Raw genomic sequence first — 15,926 nt, 5'->3', positions numbered from 1 at the left:
CTATTGAAGAAGTGTGATGTTGGTGGAAAACATTTCATAATTACATTTCAGTACACCGGTCAATCATGCCAACATACTTTCAATTCAAGACCTACTTCATATATTGGCTTGATCAGGTTTCAGAACATTCATTACACTCTCCGTTCCTATTTGATTTCTATACAAAAGTTCTTCACGGTAAAAACGATCGTTCACAATTTCAGCACATCGAAAGTCAACGTGCGCATTACCTGACGGATAGAACTTCTTTAACATTAAATGATCCAGGGGCGGGCTCGATCGCTATTAAGACATCTACTCGGCTGATTAGTGATATCGCCCGAACGAGTCTCAGTCCTGAAAAATATTCGTTGCTATATACCCGAATCATCAGTCATTTCAATTGCCGTAAGATTCTTGAACTCGGCACTTCTTTAGGGATCAACACACTTTATTTGGCTTCGAGTCCGGGCTCATCCGTAACAACCTTTGAAGGATCACCAGCCATTACCAGTGTAGCGAAGGGTACATTTGATAGTCTCGGAGCTAAAAACATCAAGCTGATAGAAGGAAATATCAATACAACACTTCACGCATACCTCGGTAATGCAGATGCTGTCGATTTTGCCTTCCTAGATGCCAATCACCGGTATGCACCTACACTGAAATATTTCGATACGATCATTCAAAAAATTCATACCGGTAGTATACTTGTGCTGGATGATATCCATTACTCAAAAGAGATGGAGAACGCCTGGAACACCGTTCGGCAACATGCCCTGGTATATGCCAGTATAGATCTATACCGGTGTGGTATATTGTTCTTCGATCCTTCATTGAACAAACAACACGTTGTATTACAATTCTAAGCGTTGAATAACCCGATGGGATAACCTATTTTTGCCTTTACCCATTTAAATCAATATGAGCGAAACGACTAGCACGCAACCGGTTCAACCGGCTCCCAAAAAATCACACAAGAGTACGATTATCATTGCATTGATGGCCGTTATCATTGTCATTCAAGGAATCAAGATCTTTGTACTTGACCCACGGGAAGAGCAAAGACTTATTGCCGAGAAAACTTCTACGCAGCAGGAGCTCGATGCTACCGTGCAACGCATGACCGAGATAAAGGCTGAGCTTGACGCTAAAATTGCTGAAGTCCAAAAGTTAGGCGGTGATGTATCTGATCTTGAAAAAGCGAAAGTAGAACTGGAAGCTGAGCTTAAACGTCAGAAGCGCGCGACTGGCAAAGAAATAAAAGCATTAAAAGATCGTGTCGAAGGTTATGAATTGCTGTTGAAGAATAAAGACGAAGAGATCGAGAAGTTAAAGACGGTTAACAAAGAACTCCTCAGCGAAAATCGAAACCTGAAGACAGAGAAAAACCAATTGGGAGATTCTATCAATCAGCTTAGTCAATCGAAAGAAGAGCTTGCAACAAAAGTTGCTATAGCCTCTACGTTGAAAGCAGAGAATCTCCGCATTGTGGCAGTGAACGATCGCGGCAAGGAACGCGAATCTCCTTTCAAAAATCGTCAGCTTGGAAAATTGAAAGTTGAATTCAACATCGCAGAGAATAACGTAGCGCCAATCGAAGGAAAGAAAATAATGATCCGCATTATCGATGAAAACGGACAGGTAATTTTTGATGTAGCACGTGGCTCCGGCACTTTCATTTACAATGGCAAGGAAGAATTCTATACAGCCTCTCAGGAAATTCTGTTTGACAACACAAAACAGAAACTCTCCTATCTATATGAAAAAGGTTCTGACTATACATCCGGATCCTATACGCTTGAAATTTACTGCGATGACTATAAAATGGGAACCGGTCAGTTCGTAGTTAAATAGAGTTCAAACTAAAAACTCTGAAGCAGAAGACAGAAAGTTTCTCCTTAAATGGGATTAAACTTTCTGTCTTTTCCGTTTAGACGCTCCTATCGCCAAGGCTTAATGTGTGTAAAAGTTTTTATAAACGTGAAAGAGGGCTTTCTAGCCTGAAAACGCACTTCTCATATTCATGAATTTGGCTTATCATGTTTTTAAATTCCACGGATTTGTCTACTTTTGCAGGCTCAAAATAAAACATCATGAAAAATTACGAGACGGTATTCATTCTAAATCCCGTTTTGTCTGAAGACCAGGCAAAGGATGCTGTCGATAAGTTCGTGAAGGTTTTGAAAAAAGCGGAAGCCGATGTTATCAACATCGAGCAGTGGGGCTTAAAGAAGATGGCTTATCCCATCAACAAGAAGTCTACCGGTTTTTACAACCTTATCGAATTCAAGGCTGAAGGGCCTGCTATCGACACTCTTGAGACAGAGTACAGACGAGACGAATCTATCATGCGCTTTCTGACGACAGCCCTTGATAAGCATGCGATTGTTTATAACGAACGCAGACGCAAAGGAGAATTTAAAAACAAAGAGAACAGGAAACCTGTTGTTAAAAAAGCTGAGGAGGAGCGCGGAAGATGACCTTAATGAACGAACCTATCAAGCGCGCAGAGATTAAACCGAAGTACTGCCGCTTCAAGAAGAATGGTATCAAATATATTGATTACAAAGATCCGGACTTCCTTTTGAAATTTATCAATGAGCAAGGAAAGATCCTTCCTCGCAGATTAACAGGAACCAGCCTGAAATTCCAGAAGAAAGTAGCACAAGCTGTAAAGCGTGCTCGTCACCTGGCGATCCTTCCGTATGCTGGTGATTCATTGAAGTAATCAATTGAACCTTTAAAGAACACGAACATGGAAGTGATTTTGAAACAGGACGTACAGGGCCTTGGTTATAAAAATGATGTAGTGAAAGTAAAAGCGGGTTATGGTAACAACTACCTGATCCCAAATGGCTTTGCACTTATCGCCAACGACTCTAACAAAAGACTTGTAAATGAAAACGTACGCCAGGCTGCTCACAAAGCGGCTAAGATCAAGCAAGATGCTGAAGCACTTGCAGCGAAGATTGGCGATATGACAGTTGAGATCAAAACGAAAGCTGGTGAATCCGGTAAAATCTTTGGTGCAGTTACTGCAATTCAGATTGCCGATGTTTTGAAAGCAAAAGGTTTTGATGTAGACCGTAAGAAAGTAATTCTGAAAGAAGCTCCGAAACAACTTGGTAACTATACAGCAACGCTTGATCTTCACAAAGAAGTGAAGCATGAAGTAAAAGTTAGTGTAGTGGCAGAGTAATCCGGAACCGGAATACAATATTTAAAGAAAGCCTCCTCATCAGGAGGCTTTCTTTTTTGATACGAACTCTACTCCTTTCCATGGTAAAGCAGGCATAATTAGCTTAACTTCCTTTTTACGAAACACTCGTTTGCGTAAATAATTCTACGATCATTGTTAATAATTACTTCATGCCTTGGTATTTTAGGTTCATTTGAACCTGAAACCTATGGCCACACCATCTCTTTTTCAACATTATCATGGTCATTCTTCTGTATGGGATGAGATGTTCGCGGGAACAACTGACATCCGTCAACATTATCAGGGTGTAGCGAATTTCTTATTGGACACGCCGCAAGACGAGCTTGTCAAAAAAGAAGATTTAGCGAAGCGACTTTTCATGAGCCAGGGTATAACCTTCACAGTATACTCCAGTGGTGAAGGAATCGAAAAAATATTTCCATTCGACATTATACCGCGCATTATCACATCTTCCGAGTGGGATTTTATTGAGCGTGGTATCAAGCAGCGACTTCGTGCCCTCAACCTGTTTTTGCGCGATGTGTACCACGAGCAGTTCATTTTAAAAGATGGTGTTGTACCATTTGACCTGGTGTACTCCTGCCCGCATTACCTCCGCGAAATGCAGGGGGTAAATGTTCCGTACGATATATATGTACATATAGCAGGCATTGATCTTATCCGCGATCATGATGGAACATTCTATGTGCTGGAGGATAACCTCCGCACCCCATCAGGAGTATCGTATATGATTGAGAATCGTGAAATCACGAAGCGTATTTTTCCCGATCTCATTCCACAGAATTATGTGAGACCTGTTACACATTATCCAAATATACTGTACAAAAACCTGATGGCGCTTTCGCCCAGGAAGATTGCCTCGCCAAATATAGTCCTGTTAACACCGGGCATCTATAACTCTGCCTACTTCGAGCATACCACCCTTGCCCGGTTAATGGGTGTTGAACTGGTGGAGGGCAGAGATCTCGTTGTCGAGAATCATCATGTATATATGAAGACAACGTCCGGGCTTCAGCAAGTAGATGTAATCTACCGCAGGGTTGACGATAACTTCCTTGATCCCCTGGTTTTTGATCCGGGCAGTATCCTGGGTGTCTCCGGAATCCTATCTGCCTATAGAAAAGGTAATGTTGCCATCGTAAATTCTATCGGGAACGGAGTAGCTGACGACAAAGCGGTATATGTATATGTACCGGATATGATCCGCTATTATCTCAACGAAGAACCCATCCTGAAAAACGTTCCTACCTATCAACTTGGTAAACCTGATGAACGCGAGTATGTTCTGAAGAACATCAATAAAATGGTGGTAAAGAAGACGAATGAATCAGGAGGATACGGAATGCTGATGGGACATGCTTCTTCGGAGCAGGAGATTGAAGCCTACATAAAAGAAATTATGAAAGAGCCCAGGCACTTCATCGCGCAGCCAACGATCAGTTTATCTTCCGCACCGTGCTATATAGATGGTAAGATACAACCCCGCAGAGTAGATCTTCGTCCCTTCGCTTTATGCGGACCTAACGGAATTGAGATTGTACCCGGTGGACTCACGCGGGTAGCCTTGCGTGAAGGTTCTTTGGTAGTAAACTCCTCACAAGGTGGAGGTAGTAAAGACACCTGGGTACTGTCACATTAATACATTATAGTATAGATGCAAACGAGCATCTGTTACTATACTTTCATTAACTATAAATACATACAACACCGATACTATATATGCTCAGCCGCGTAGCCGATTCACTTTACTGGATGTCACGATACATCGAGCGCACCGACAGCACTTTGAGAACATTGATGATCAACCATCTCTCATCGCAGGATAACCAGGAGGAATTTACCTGGCGCCCAGTGCTTCGGATTTTCAGTACGATGGAGGAAGATGATATCACCGCGATCGAGCGAAACGGACGGCAGGTATTGCAGTATATGGTACTGAGTCGGGATAATCCGAACTCCGTTTCAAGTCTGATAATACAGGCGCGTGAAAATGCACGCTCGGTACAAGACAACATCACAAAAGAACTGTGGCAATGCCTGAACGAGTTCTATCACGTAGTGCGCGATCCTCGCCTCAAACACGCACTGCAATATGATGATCCCGTTACTGTACTCGATTCTTTGATCAAACAATGCATGCTATATTATGGCGTAACGGATATCACAATGTTCAGAGGCGAGGGTTTATGTTTCATGAACCTTGGCAAGTATCTCGAGCGCGCGATTCAATCCGCAGACATCCTGGACATTAAGTTCAGTGACCTCTCCTACGACCTTGATAAAACTACCGATACTACATACTGGAAGTATCTATTGAAGTCCGTATCCGGATATGCGCTATACCTGAAACGATATCGATCCGGTTTTGAAGCCCGTAACATTGTTGACCAGGTATTATTCAACAATGATTTTCCAAGATCCATTTTATACTCTATCAATCAACTGCACCGGTATTTCGGGCGATTGAAAAACGATCAGAATATGGAAGGGTATAATAAAGTAGATTTCCTGATTGGAAAACTCCGAAGTAAACTTCAATACTCGAATGTAGATAGCGTTTCGAAGATCGGTCTTCATCACTATCTAACAGAGATTACAACGGATATATATACTATCGGGACTACCCTGAATCAACATTACTTTGCTTACAGTTAACCCAAGGCCCTATGTCTAAATTCAAGATCCGCCATGTTACGCGATATATTTATGAAGATACTGTACGCGACAGCGCCAACCAGTTGATGCTCTATCCTATCCGTGATAATTTTCAGGATGTACTGGAACATACTATACAGGTTACGGCTAACCCGATGATCCATATACATACGGATTACTTTGGAAACCAGGTGGGAACCTTTACCAATGCGCATCCCCACCGTGAACTGATCATCGATTCACAGTTAATGGTACTCACCAGAGCCCGGAAAATGCCAGAAGATACAGTTGTTCCTGGCGAACAATGGATAGCACTCGAAGAACTGAAAAAACAAATTGAGTTTGTTGACTTCCTGAAGCAAGAAGGTTTCAATGCACTCCCCGAGATTCAATCGATCGTAAATGACGAGCTTGCCAAAAAGCAATCGCCACTGCAGTCAGCGAGTAATCTCAGTGAGTATATATACAAGACCTTTGAATACAGAACAGGTATCACTACAGTAGAAACAACATCAGATGAAATCTGGAGTTTAAGGTCAGGCGTTTGCCAGGATTTTGCTCACATTCTGCTGGTAATGTTACGGTTGATGAATATACCTGCACGCTATGTGAGCGGGTATATATGTCCGAAGAAGAATGGTATGCGCGGAGAAGGTGCCACGCACGCGTGGGTGGAGGCCTATATACCGTTCTACGGATGGCTCGGACTTGATCCCACTAACAATTGCATCGTAAACGAAACGCATGTACGATTAGCGGTTGGAAAAAATTTCTCGGATTGTTCTCCGGTAAAAGGAACATACCGGGGCACTTCAAATCACACACTGGATGTAACGGTGTCTGTAGCCTATGAAGATGGCGACAGCATTACACTGGAAAGTATTATCAAGCCTGCGTCTTCGGTTACAACATCAAATTATAACAACTCTTTTCGAAGACACCAGGAAATGCAGATGCAGCAGTAAATGCAAACTGCGGTTATGTACATGCTTCGAGCTTATTCAAACTCAAAGCATGTGCATACCCGCAGCAGGTATATATATAGTTTAGAATTTATAGCGCACGAATGCTTCCATCGCTTCGTACTCTGCTAAACCAAGTTTATTATAAGCTTCCGCTGTAGCATGGTTTCTGTCTTCAGCACGCATCCAGAATTCACGCTTGTCGCTTCCCGGGAACATCGCGCTATCTTTTTGTGACTGGTGTTTGAAAACTGCTCTGCGCTTGCGCATCAATTCTTCAGGGCTAAGCGGAACAGCCATTTCGATTTGATCAATGTCCCACTCCTGCCATGCACCTCGGTATAACCATACCCAGCAATCTTTCATCCATGCCTGGTTCTTCAAACGGTTTACGGCTTCCATTACGGCAGCAAGGCAAACACGATGTGTTCCATGCGGATCAGACAAATCACCGGCAGCATATATTTGATGTGGCTTAACCTTTTCAATTATATCCATTGTGATCTTGATGTCGTCTTCACCCAATGGCTTCTTCTTAACTGCACCCGTCTCGTAGAATGGCATATCCAGGAAGTGCATCTGCTCATCCGGTAAACCAACGTAACGGCCACCCGCTTTTGCTTCGCCTCTTCTTATTAATCCTTTGATTGCTAATACTTCGGGAGTATCATTTTGTCCAGGACCTTTTTGTTTGATCGACTCAACAACCTTCTTATAAAATTTTTCTCCATCACCTTTGCTCAATCCGAACTGATCGTTGAAATCGCGAACAAAGTCAGCGAAGCGAACAGCGTCATCATCAAACACAGCAATGTTTCCGGAAGTCTGATACGCTACGTGTACTTCATGTCCCTGATCTACCAGACGAATGAATGTACCACCCATAGAAATCACATCATCATCAGGGTGTGGTGAGAAAATGATAACACGTTTCGGAAAAGGATTCGCGCGTTCCGGACGATATGTATCATCAGCATTCGGTTTACCGCCTGGCCAACCCGTGATTGTATGCTGTAAGAAGTTAAATACTTTGATATTTACCTGGTATGCTGAACCGTACTCTGTAATGATATCGCCCATACCATGCTCCATATAGTCATGGTTGGTGAGTTTCAACACAGGCTTATCGACTGCCTGGCAAAGCCACACAACCGCTTTACGGATCAGTGTCTCATTCCAATCTATACTTTCAAGTACCCATGGTGTTTTGATGCGAACGAGCTCAGAAGAAGCAGCATCATCCAATACTACCAGGCAGTTGTCATGCTTCTGCAAGAATGAAGATGGAATCTGATCGGTAATAGGTCCTTCAATTGCTTTCTTGATCACTCTCGCCTTGCCTTCACCCCACGCCATCATGATCACGCGCTTGGCTTTTAGGATAGAACCTACCCCCATCGTAATCGCTTTACGCGGAACATTTTCTTCACCGAAGAAATCACTCGCAGCATCGATCCGTGTTACCTGATCCAGTGTAACAAGACGTGTAAAAGATTTTTCAGTAGATCCAGGTTCATTGAAACCGATGTGTCCTGTACGACCGATACCCAACACCTGTATATCTATACCTCCCAGTTCATCGATCTTTTTCTCATAGTTCTTGCAGAACTCCGATACTTTTTCTTTCGGCAATGTACCGTCAGGTATATGGATTTGATTCTTGGGTATATCTATATGGTTGAACAAATGCTCATTCATGAACCGAACATAGCTTTGCAGCGAGTCTGGTGCCATTGGATAGTATTCATCCAGGTTGAACGTATATACATGTTTAAAACTAAGACCCTCTTGCTTGTGCATCCGAACCAGTTCGGCATAAACGCGCGTAGGTGTTGAACCAGTCGCCAAGCCTAACACACAAGTTCTTCCTTCCTGCTGACGGTTTTTAATAAGCGCAGCAATCTCTTGCGCCACAAATTCCGAGGCGTCTGTCGAGCCTTTAAAAATTTTTACGGGGATCTTTTCAGAAGCAATAAGGTCGTTGTTCATATTTTTGATTGAATGATTAACTCTATTTAAGTCTAAAGTACTTTAAAACACGCGAAATTTTCAAGTGTTTGCGGTAACATAATTTATGAACCCATTCAGAACCATCATAAATGCGGGTGTGTCAACGCACACAGTCTCGCTCTCAGAGAAAATCCTGACCCTTGGGTCATGCTTTGCCGATGCCATCGGCTCACGGCTAACCCGTTTCAAAACTCAAACACTGGCTAATCCATTTGGCGTGGTATATAACCCGCATTCGATCCACCGGATAATCCAGTACAGTGTTTTTAATGAGACTGTCCCGGAGCATATGTATCTCAAGCACCAGGATATCTACCTCCATTACGATTTCCATTCAGAAATCTCATCTCTGGATAAAGAAAATTTACAGCACCAGCTGAACAATACGATTGGTTCCACGCATCACTTTCTAAAAGATGCACGATGGCTGTTGATAACGTATGGAACCGCCTGGGTATATGAGCGTACGGATACCGGAGAAGTGGTGGCCAATTGTCATAAACAACCTGCCAGCCAATTTCAGAAATCACTCCTCACTCAAAAGAAGATCATTGAATCGTTTGAGGGAATGTACAGAGCACTGAAAGAGTTTAATCCCGAGATCCGGATCATTCTCACGGTAAGTCCGGTAAGACATATCAAAGATACTCTGGAGTTAAACAGTGTAAGCAAAAGTATACTACGCGTTTCCTGCCATACTGTACAAGAGGCATTTCCAGATGTTGAATATTTTCCGGCATATGAAATGCAACTGGATGACTTACGGGATTATCGTTTTTACAAAAGTGACATGATTCATCCTTCCGAGGAAGCCGAAGACTATATATGGAACCAGTTTTCTGCCCGCTACTTCGACAGCAACCTGAAGAATTTCATAGAGAAATGGAAGCCGATCCGGCAGGCATTAACACACAAGCCTTTTCATCCAACTTCCGCTGCGCATCAGAAGTTTCTTCGCGACACATTAAAAAAAATGGACGAACTAAAATCAATGGTTAATATTGAAGAGGAAATAGCGTTCGTAAAATCTCAACTCTTAACTTCCTGAACAGCGGGTATGATTATTTGCATGTATACTTCGTCAGTATAGCAACCAGTCAGTACACGTTTTACTATTCAATCTATATATCAAACACTTGCCATGAATCGTCTTATCAAATCCACTTCCCCCTATCTTTTACAGCATGCTCACAATCCTGTGGATTGGTTTGAGTGGGGAAAGGAAGCGCTTGAGAAAGCGCAGAAGGAAGATAAACCCATCCTGGTAAGCATCGGCTATTCATCCTGTCACTGGTGCCACGTAATGGAACGTGAGTCATTCGAAAACAAGGATATAGCAGACGTAATGAACGAGCATTTTGTATGCATCAAGGTAGATCGTGAAGAACGGCCTGATATTGATCAAATCTATATGGATGCTGTACAGGCTTTGGGTGTAAACGGTGGATGGCCCTTGAATGTATTCCTCACACCGGAACAAAAACCATTCTTCGGAGGCACATACTTCTCCCCTTCCGCATGGGTTCAGATCCTCAACAATATTAGTCGCGCTTTCCATGCTAACCGGAAAGAAGTGGAAAGTACAGCAGAAGAACTTCGTATACATTTACTACGCTCCGATGTAGCACGTTTCAAACAAGATCATGGCGATACTGAGCTTGGCAGCGACCTTGAAGAGATCTATAAAAAACTGGCGGTCCGTTTTGATACTACATGGGGTGGCATGGAACGTGCTCCTAAATTTGTAATGCCTTCGGTATGGCAATGGTTGTTACGTCACTATCATATCTCCAAGCATGACCGCGCACTTCACCAGGTTATACTGACGTTGAAAAAAGTTGGCATGGGTGGTATATATGATCAGATCGGTGGTGGCTTCGCGCGCTACTCGGTGGATGGTGAATGGTTTGCTCCTCACTTTGAGAAGATGCTATACGACAATGCGCAACTGATGAGTTTATATGCAGAAGCGTATGCGATCACCCACGATGAAGAATTCAAAACTATAGTATATGAAACGTTTCAATGGCTTCAGCGTGAAATGACCAGTATAGATGGTGGATTTTACTCTGCACTGGATGCCGACAGTGAAGGCGAAGAGGGTAAATATTACGTATGGACAAAGCAACAGCTGGATATACTGCTCCAGGAGAATGCTGAAGTTATCGCATCGTATTATGCTGCGAGTTCTTCCGGAAACTGGGAGCATGGCAATAATATACTTACACGCCTTCAAACCGATAGTATATTTCTCAAAGAACATAAACTCGATGATAAATCGTGGCAGACTATATTAAAGCAAAGTAAGGAGATTCTTTTACGTGAACGTGAAAAGCGAATCAAACCCGGCTTGGACGACAAGATTATTACTGCCTGGAATGCCATGATGATTGTCGGACTAACAGATGCTTACAAGATTTTCGATGACAAAATTTTTCTGGATGCTGCAACCCGCGCGATGCGCTTCCTGGAGAATGAATTGATGGAGGGAACAAAACTGTTTCGCTCATTTAAAGGTCATCGCTCCAACACGGAAGGTTTCCTGGATGATTATGCTTATGTGATTCAGGCATACCTGAAACTATATCAGGTCACGTTTAAAGAGTATTGGCTACAGCGCGCCGCGTTGCTGCTGGAGTTTACGCTTGAAAAATATTTTGATGAAGCCGAGGGATACTTCTTTTATTCCGGAAGCGATGCAGAAGGTTTGATCGCCCGTAAAAAAGAAATCTTTGATAACGTAATTCCATCTTCGAATGCCATCATGGCGCAAAACCTTCTTCACCTCGGAATTATACTCGACAAAGAAGAATGGAAAACAAAAGCTACTGCGATGGTAACTTCATTCGCGCACCTCATTAAAGGCGAACCAAACTATATGTCGTACTGGGCTATCGCCTATACTGAAATTAAAAAAGGCATGGCGGAAGTGGTGATCGCTGGAGACAATTACGACAGTCTGCGAAAAGAAATACAGACTTCATTTCATCCTTTTGCACTTTTCATGGGAACAAAAGATAAAAGTGAGCTTCCGCTGATGGCTGATAAAGATCTCGTGGACGGTAAAAGCACTGTATATGTATGTCGAAACAAAACATGCTTGTTGCCCGTGCATACCGCAGAAGCCGCCAACCAGATGATTGCTACACAGTAAACTATATCCTGAATAGTTATAATATGATTACTGGTAATTGATTACCTTCGGTATAATGCTTCTACACCGTGTCATCGCATTATACTTTAGCACAAGATGCTGTCGACCAGTGGTTCTTCTGCTTGCGTTTATACTGGCTTCGTGTTACGCGTATAGTCAACAAGCAACCGGCTTTTATTTTACAGTAGAGTGTTCGAAGTATACTCAAAAGCCCAAACCCGTTACACTCGCTGAAAAGAAAATGACGGTTTGTGTTACCGCTCAACCGGTAGTAACGATTGACGAGTTTGAAGCCATCAGTGACTTATTCGAAATCAAGGAACAGAACTTTTCATTTTTTGATGTCACGCTTTCCAGCAAAGCACATGAAACCTTGAAGAAGATTGGAGCCACTTTCGCTTTCAACCACCTGGTATTTCTGATCGATGATGAAGTGGTCTTTCTCTTTGAGGTAGAAATAGCCAATCCTACGCGCGTATTCCGGATCACCGATAGTTATCATTCCCGCGATATACAACGTATTTACTCGAAGCTTAAAACGCTTACTATCAAAGAGTAAATCCTCCCGGAAGGACATCATTATTATTGCCGGAAAAAAATAGCTTTTTTTGAGGAGTGGAAATTTTTGATCAACCCGATACAGTCAACACACAATTTGCAGAGCTTCTGTTGCCGGTGCCTATACCGAAGCTTTTTACATACCGGGTTCCGCATGCATTTAATGATCATGTGCTGATCGGACAGCGGGCCATTGTCCAATTTGGTGATCGCAAGATTGTTACCGGTATTATACTGTCCATCCACCAGCAGGCGCCAAAAGATTACGAAGCGAAATATATTCTTGAGCTGCTCGACAACTTTCCGTCTGTAAATGACCTGCAGCTGCGGTTATTCCAATGGATGGCCGATTATTACCTCTGCACGTTGGGCGAAGTAATGAATGCTGCCTTGCCTTCGGGATTAAAACTTTCCAGTGAATCGATGGTGCAGTTGCATCCTGCTTTCAACCTCGATGAATCGAATCATGCATTTTCCGAAAAAGAACTTATACTCCTGAAGCGTCTTCAGCACGAATCACTGGCCTACTCGGATATAGCCAAGCTGTTGGGAACAAAACATCTATATACTATATTAAAGTCCCTGACGGGGAAAGAGGCTATCATTCTTTTCGAGGAGGTAAAAGAGAAATATAGACCGAAGACTGAGAAGAAAATAAGGCTCACGGCTCAATATGCAACATCCGATGCACTCGAGAAACTCTTCAACCTGATTGCCAGCAAACCGAAACAGGAAGATGTAGTTTTAAAATATCTGCAGCATGTTTCCGTGATCCATCATCCGGAAGCCAACAAGGATGGACTTTCCAAAAAGAAGTTACTAACGGAAGAAATCTCTGAATCTTCATTGAGTACGCTTGTCAAGAATAATGTCTTCGAAGAGTTCGATATTATAGTTCCGCGATTTGACATTCAGGATAAATCCGATCCTCCACTTATTTTACTAAGCGAAGAACAAGAGCGTGCGCAGGCCGCTATATTTAAAAGTTTTGAGTCACACACTGTAGCGTTGCTTCACGGCATCACAGGCAGCGGGAAGACCGAAATATATATCAACCTGATCCGCAAGGCACTTGATAGTAACACACAAGTGCTATACTTGCTACCTGAAATAGCGCTGACGACACAGATCGTACATCGGCTGAAAAAAGTATTTGGCTCAGCGATGGGAATTTATCACTCAAAATTCTCCGATGCCGAACGCGTAGAAGTATGGAACGGTGTGCTGCAGGGTAAATTCAATTTTATAGTAGGCGTTCGTTCGTCTATCTTTTTACCGTTCGATAACCTCGGCCTTATCATTGTTGATGAAGAACATGATTCGTCTTACAAGCAACAAGATCCCGCTCCGCGTTACAATGCCCGCGATGTAGCCTTGATGATGGCGCAGATGCATCATGCCAAAGTTTTGCTTGGTTCTGCTACTCCCTCGATCGAATCCTATTACCAGACACAGCAAGGTAAATATGGATTGATCGAATTGAACAAACGTTTTGGCGATGCACAGCTTCCACAAGTTATGCTTGCCGATATGGGCCGGGAGCGAAAACAGAAAACAGTGAAAGGAGAATTCTCCGGATTACTGTTGAAGAAAATAGACGAAGCACTAAAACTGAAAGAGCAAGTCATTATTTTTCAAAACCGCAGAGGCTATTCGCCGATGGTAAATTGTGAAGATTGTGGCTGGGTACCCAAGTGTGTGAACTGCGCTGTCAGTCTTACGTATCATCAATTCAGAAATGCGTTGGTGTGTCACTACTGTGGCTATAAAGAATCGCTTCCGCAGCAATGTCCTACATGTACATCAACGCGTATCAAGACCGTTGGCTATGGAACAGAGAAGCTGGAAGAAGAGTTGAGCCTGCACTTTGCAGAGGCACAAGTACAGCGAATGGACCTGGACACAACGCGGTCAAAGAACGGCTATGAAACCATCATCGATCAATTTGAGCGTGGTGAGACAAACATCCTTGTAGGAACGCAGATGGTTACAAAGGGACTCGACTTCGATCATGTAAGTCTCGTAGGTATATTTAATGCAGACCGTATGATTCACTTTCCTGATTTTCGTTCGTACGAGCGGGCATTCCAACTCATCACGCAAGTGAGTGGTCGCGCAGGGCGGAGAGATAAACCTGGACTGGTAGTTATACAAACTTCGGGTCCTGATCATCCACTCCTGAAAACTATATTAAAGCATAATTATAAAGATTTCTTCAATACTGAACTTGCCGATCGACAGTTGCATGATTATCCTCCGTTTACGCGACTGATTGAAATAACCGTAAAGCATACCGATAAAAAAATCTGCAAGGCCGCTTCTGAAACGTTAGCGGATCAACTCAAGCAGAACCTCTCCTATATACGTATACTTGGTCCTGGAGAACCTGCTATATCTAAAATCCGCAATCAGTTCCTGATGAATATACTCCTGAAAGTGCCACGTGGTAAATTTGATCTTGCCAATATCAAGAAGACTATTGTTACACTTTCTACGCAATTGGTTACAGAAAAAGAATTTAGAAGTGTGCGTGTGATGGCGGATGTAGATCCGATGTAGCCTTAACTATAGAGTATACGTTCCCTGTACAGCCCCATAACATATACTACCTTCCAACCTGACGCCATCTAAAACAAAAGAGGCTGATCTTGATTGATCAGCCTCTCTTGTTTTCAAACTATATATATTAACTCGATTTCTTCACGGATCCTCCGCTGCTTGAATCGGTTACAGATTTATTTGGGTTTCCGCGGAAGCGTATACTTCCTCCACTACTGGCGTGGGCTGTCAACTCTGTGGTCACGCTGATTTTGATTGAGGCTCCACTGCTGGCCTCGGCCTGTACTTTTGTGGCCTCCAGATTATAGGCATCAATTTCACCGGCACTACTCGCATCGGTACTTAGTGATTTCGTTTTACCACTCAGTTCAAGCTCAGCCGCACTGGAAGCGCTGGCAGTTACCGACTCTGCATCCAATGCCACTTCAATTTCACCGGCACTGGAAGCGCTGATATCTATAGAATTACTCTTCACGGCTTCTTCTGAATAAATACTGCCGGCAGAACTCGCAGAGAGTTTATCAAGATGTACATAGGTGACATATACCTTGGCTTCTATATTTCCGCGGTACCTTGCTTCACGCATGTGTACTTTCAGATACGAGCCTGAAACTTCAGTCACAACATTATCAGGATCAGTTCCGGTCACTTCCACGCGTAAACTTTCTTTGTCACCTTTTTTTAGGTAAACATTAACCCCCTCTGCTACTTTTATACCCGTGAAAGAGCCGATCGTTCGGTTCTGGGTTGTCTGAGCTGACACTCCCGTCAGGCAGGTTATAAGTAAGGTTACGATCAATAAATTCTTCATGTTACTTTCTGATTT

At 43.0% G+C, this 15,926-nt stretch carries 14 protein-coding genes; 12 read left to right on the top strand and 2 right to left on the bottom strand.

Features of this window, described 5'->3' with window-relative positions; translation table 11 throughout:
* Positions 1-65 precede the first annotated feature (65 nt).
* The 8 genes from B5Y40_RS07620 (at position 66) to B5Y40_RS07585 (ending at position 6,822) form a co-directional block, all read left to right on the top strand.
* Positions 66-848 carry an O-methyltransferase gene (locus B5Y40_RS07620; RefSeq protein WP_079686080.1) on the top strand — a complete coding sequence of 261 codons (783 nt, stop codon included), beginning with the start codon at positions 66-68 and terminating at the stop codon, positions 846-848.
* 55 nt (positions 849-903) lie between these two features.
* Entirely contained in the window at positions 904-1,836 is a 933-nt protein-coding gene (locus tag B5Y40_RS07615; RefSeq protein ID WP_079686079.1) for a coiled-coil domain-containing protein, read from the top strand.
* 239 nt (positions 1,837-2,075) lie between these two features.
* Positions 2,076-2,462, top strand: coding sequence for a 30S ribosomal protein S6 (gene rpsF / locus B5Y40_RS07610; RefSeq protein WP_079686078.1), 387 nt, complete (start codon positions 2,076-2,078; stop codon positions 2,460-2,462).
* Positions 2,459-2,710: a 30S ribosomal protein S18 gene (gene rpsR / locus B5Y40_RS07605; protein WP_079686077.1), complete on the top strand. Its 252-nt coding sequence runs from the start codon at positions 2,459-2,461 to the stop codon at positions 2,708-2,710. The genes rpsF and rpsR overlap by 4 nt, the downstream gene beginning before the upstream one ends.
* Positions 2,711-2,737: 27 nt before the next feature.
* Positions 2,738-3,181 (top strand): 50S ribosomal protein L9, encoded by a 444-nt coding sequence (rplI, locus tag B5Y40_RS07600; protein ID WP_079686076.1) that lies wholly within the window; start codon positions 2,738-2,740, stop codon positions 3,179-3,181.
* Between the two features lie 208 nt (positions 3,182-3,389).
* Positions 3,390-4,841, top strand: a complete 1,452-nt coding sequence (locus B5Y40_RS07595; protein ID WP_079686075.1) for a circularly permuted type 2 ATP-grasp protein — start codon at positions 3,390-3,392, stop codon at positions 4,839-4,841.
* Positions 4,842-4,921: 80 nt separating this feature from the next.
* Positions 4,922-5,857 (top strand): alpha-E domain-containing protein, encoded by a 936-nt coding sequence (locus B5Y40_RS07590; protein ID WP_079686074.1) that lies wholly within the window; start codon positions 4,922-4,924, stop codon positions 5,855-5,857.
* 11 nt (positions 5,858-5,868) lie between these two features.
* Positions 5,869-6,822, top strand: a complete 954-nt coding sequence (locus tag B5Y40_RS07585; RefSeq protein ID WP_079686073.1) for a transglutaminase family protein — start codon at positions 5,869-5,871, stop codon at positions 6,820-6,822.
* Positions 6,823-6,903: 81 nt separating this feature from the next.
* On the opposite strand, the gene nagB is transcribed toward B5Y40_RS07585, so the two are convergent.
* Positions 6,904-8,808: a glucosamine-6-phosphate deaminase gene (gene nagB / locus B5Y40_RS07580; protein ID WP_079686072.1), complete on the bottom strand. Its 1,905-nt coding sequence runs from the start codon at positions 8,806-8,808 to the stop codon at positions 6,904-6,906.
* An 85-nt stretch (positions 8,809-8,893) separates the two neighbouring features.
* On the opposite strand from nagB, the gene B5Y40_RS07575 reads away from it, so the two are divergent.
* From B5Y40_RS07575 to priA, 4 genes are all read left to right on the top strand, one after another.
* Positions 8,894-9,877 (top strand): GSCFA domain-containing protein, encoded by a 984-nt coding sequence (locus tag B5Y40_RS07575; protein ID WP_079686071.1) that lies wholly within the window; start codon positions 8,894-8,896, stop codon positions 9,875-9,877.
* Between the two features lie 93 nt (positions 9,878-9,970).
* Complete coding sequence (locus B5Y40_RS07570) at positions 9,971-11,983, top strand: thioredoxin domain-containing protein (RefSeq protein ID WP_079686070.1); 2,013 nt, start codon at positions 9,971-9,973, stop codon at positions 11,981-11,983.
* Between the two features lie 109 nt (positions 11,984-12,092).
* Positions 12,093-12,542, top strand: a complete 450-nt coding sequence (locus tag B5Y40_RS07565; RefSeq protein WP_079686069.1) for a hypothetical protein — start codon at positions 12,093-12,095, stop codon at positions 12,540-12,542.
* 56 nt (positions 12,543-12,598) lie between these two features.
* Positions 12,599-15,100 carry a replication restart helicase PriA gene (gene priA, locus B5Y40_RS07560; RefSeq protein ID WP_079686068.1) on the top strand — a complete coding sequence of 834 codons (2,502 nt, stop codon included), beginning with the start codon at positions 12,599-12,601 and terminating at the stop codon, positions 15,098-15,100.
* Between the two features lie 127 nt (positions 15,101-15,227).
* On the opposite strand, the gene B5Y40_RS07555 is transcribed toward priA, so the two are convergent.
* Positions 15,228-15,911, bottom strand: coding sequence for a head GIN domain-containing protein (locus B5Y40_RS07555; RefSeq protein WP_079686067.1), 684 nt, complete (start codon positions 15,909-15,911; stop codon positions 15,228-15,230).
* Positions 15,912-15,926: the final 15 nt, after the last annotated feature.

The sequence above is a fragment of the Ohtaekwangia koreensis genome, assembly GCF_900167975.1.
Classification (GTDB): Bacteria; Bacteroidota; Bacteroidia; order Cytophagales; family Cyclobacteriaceae; genus Ohtaekwangia; species Ohtaekwangia koreensis.
This window is presented reverse-complemented; position numbering and strand designations above follow the sequence as displayed.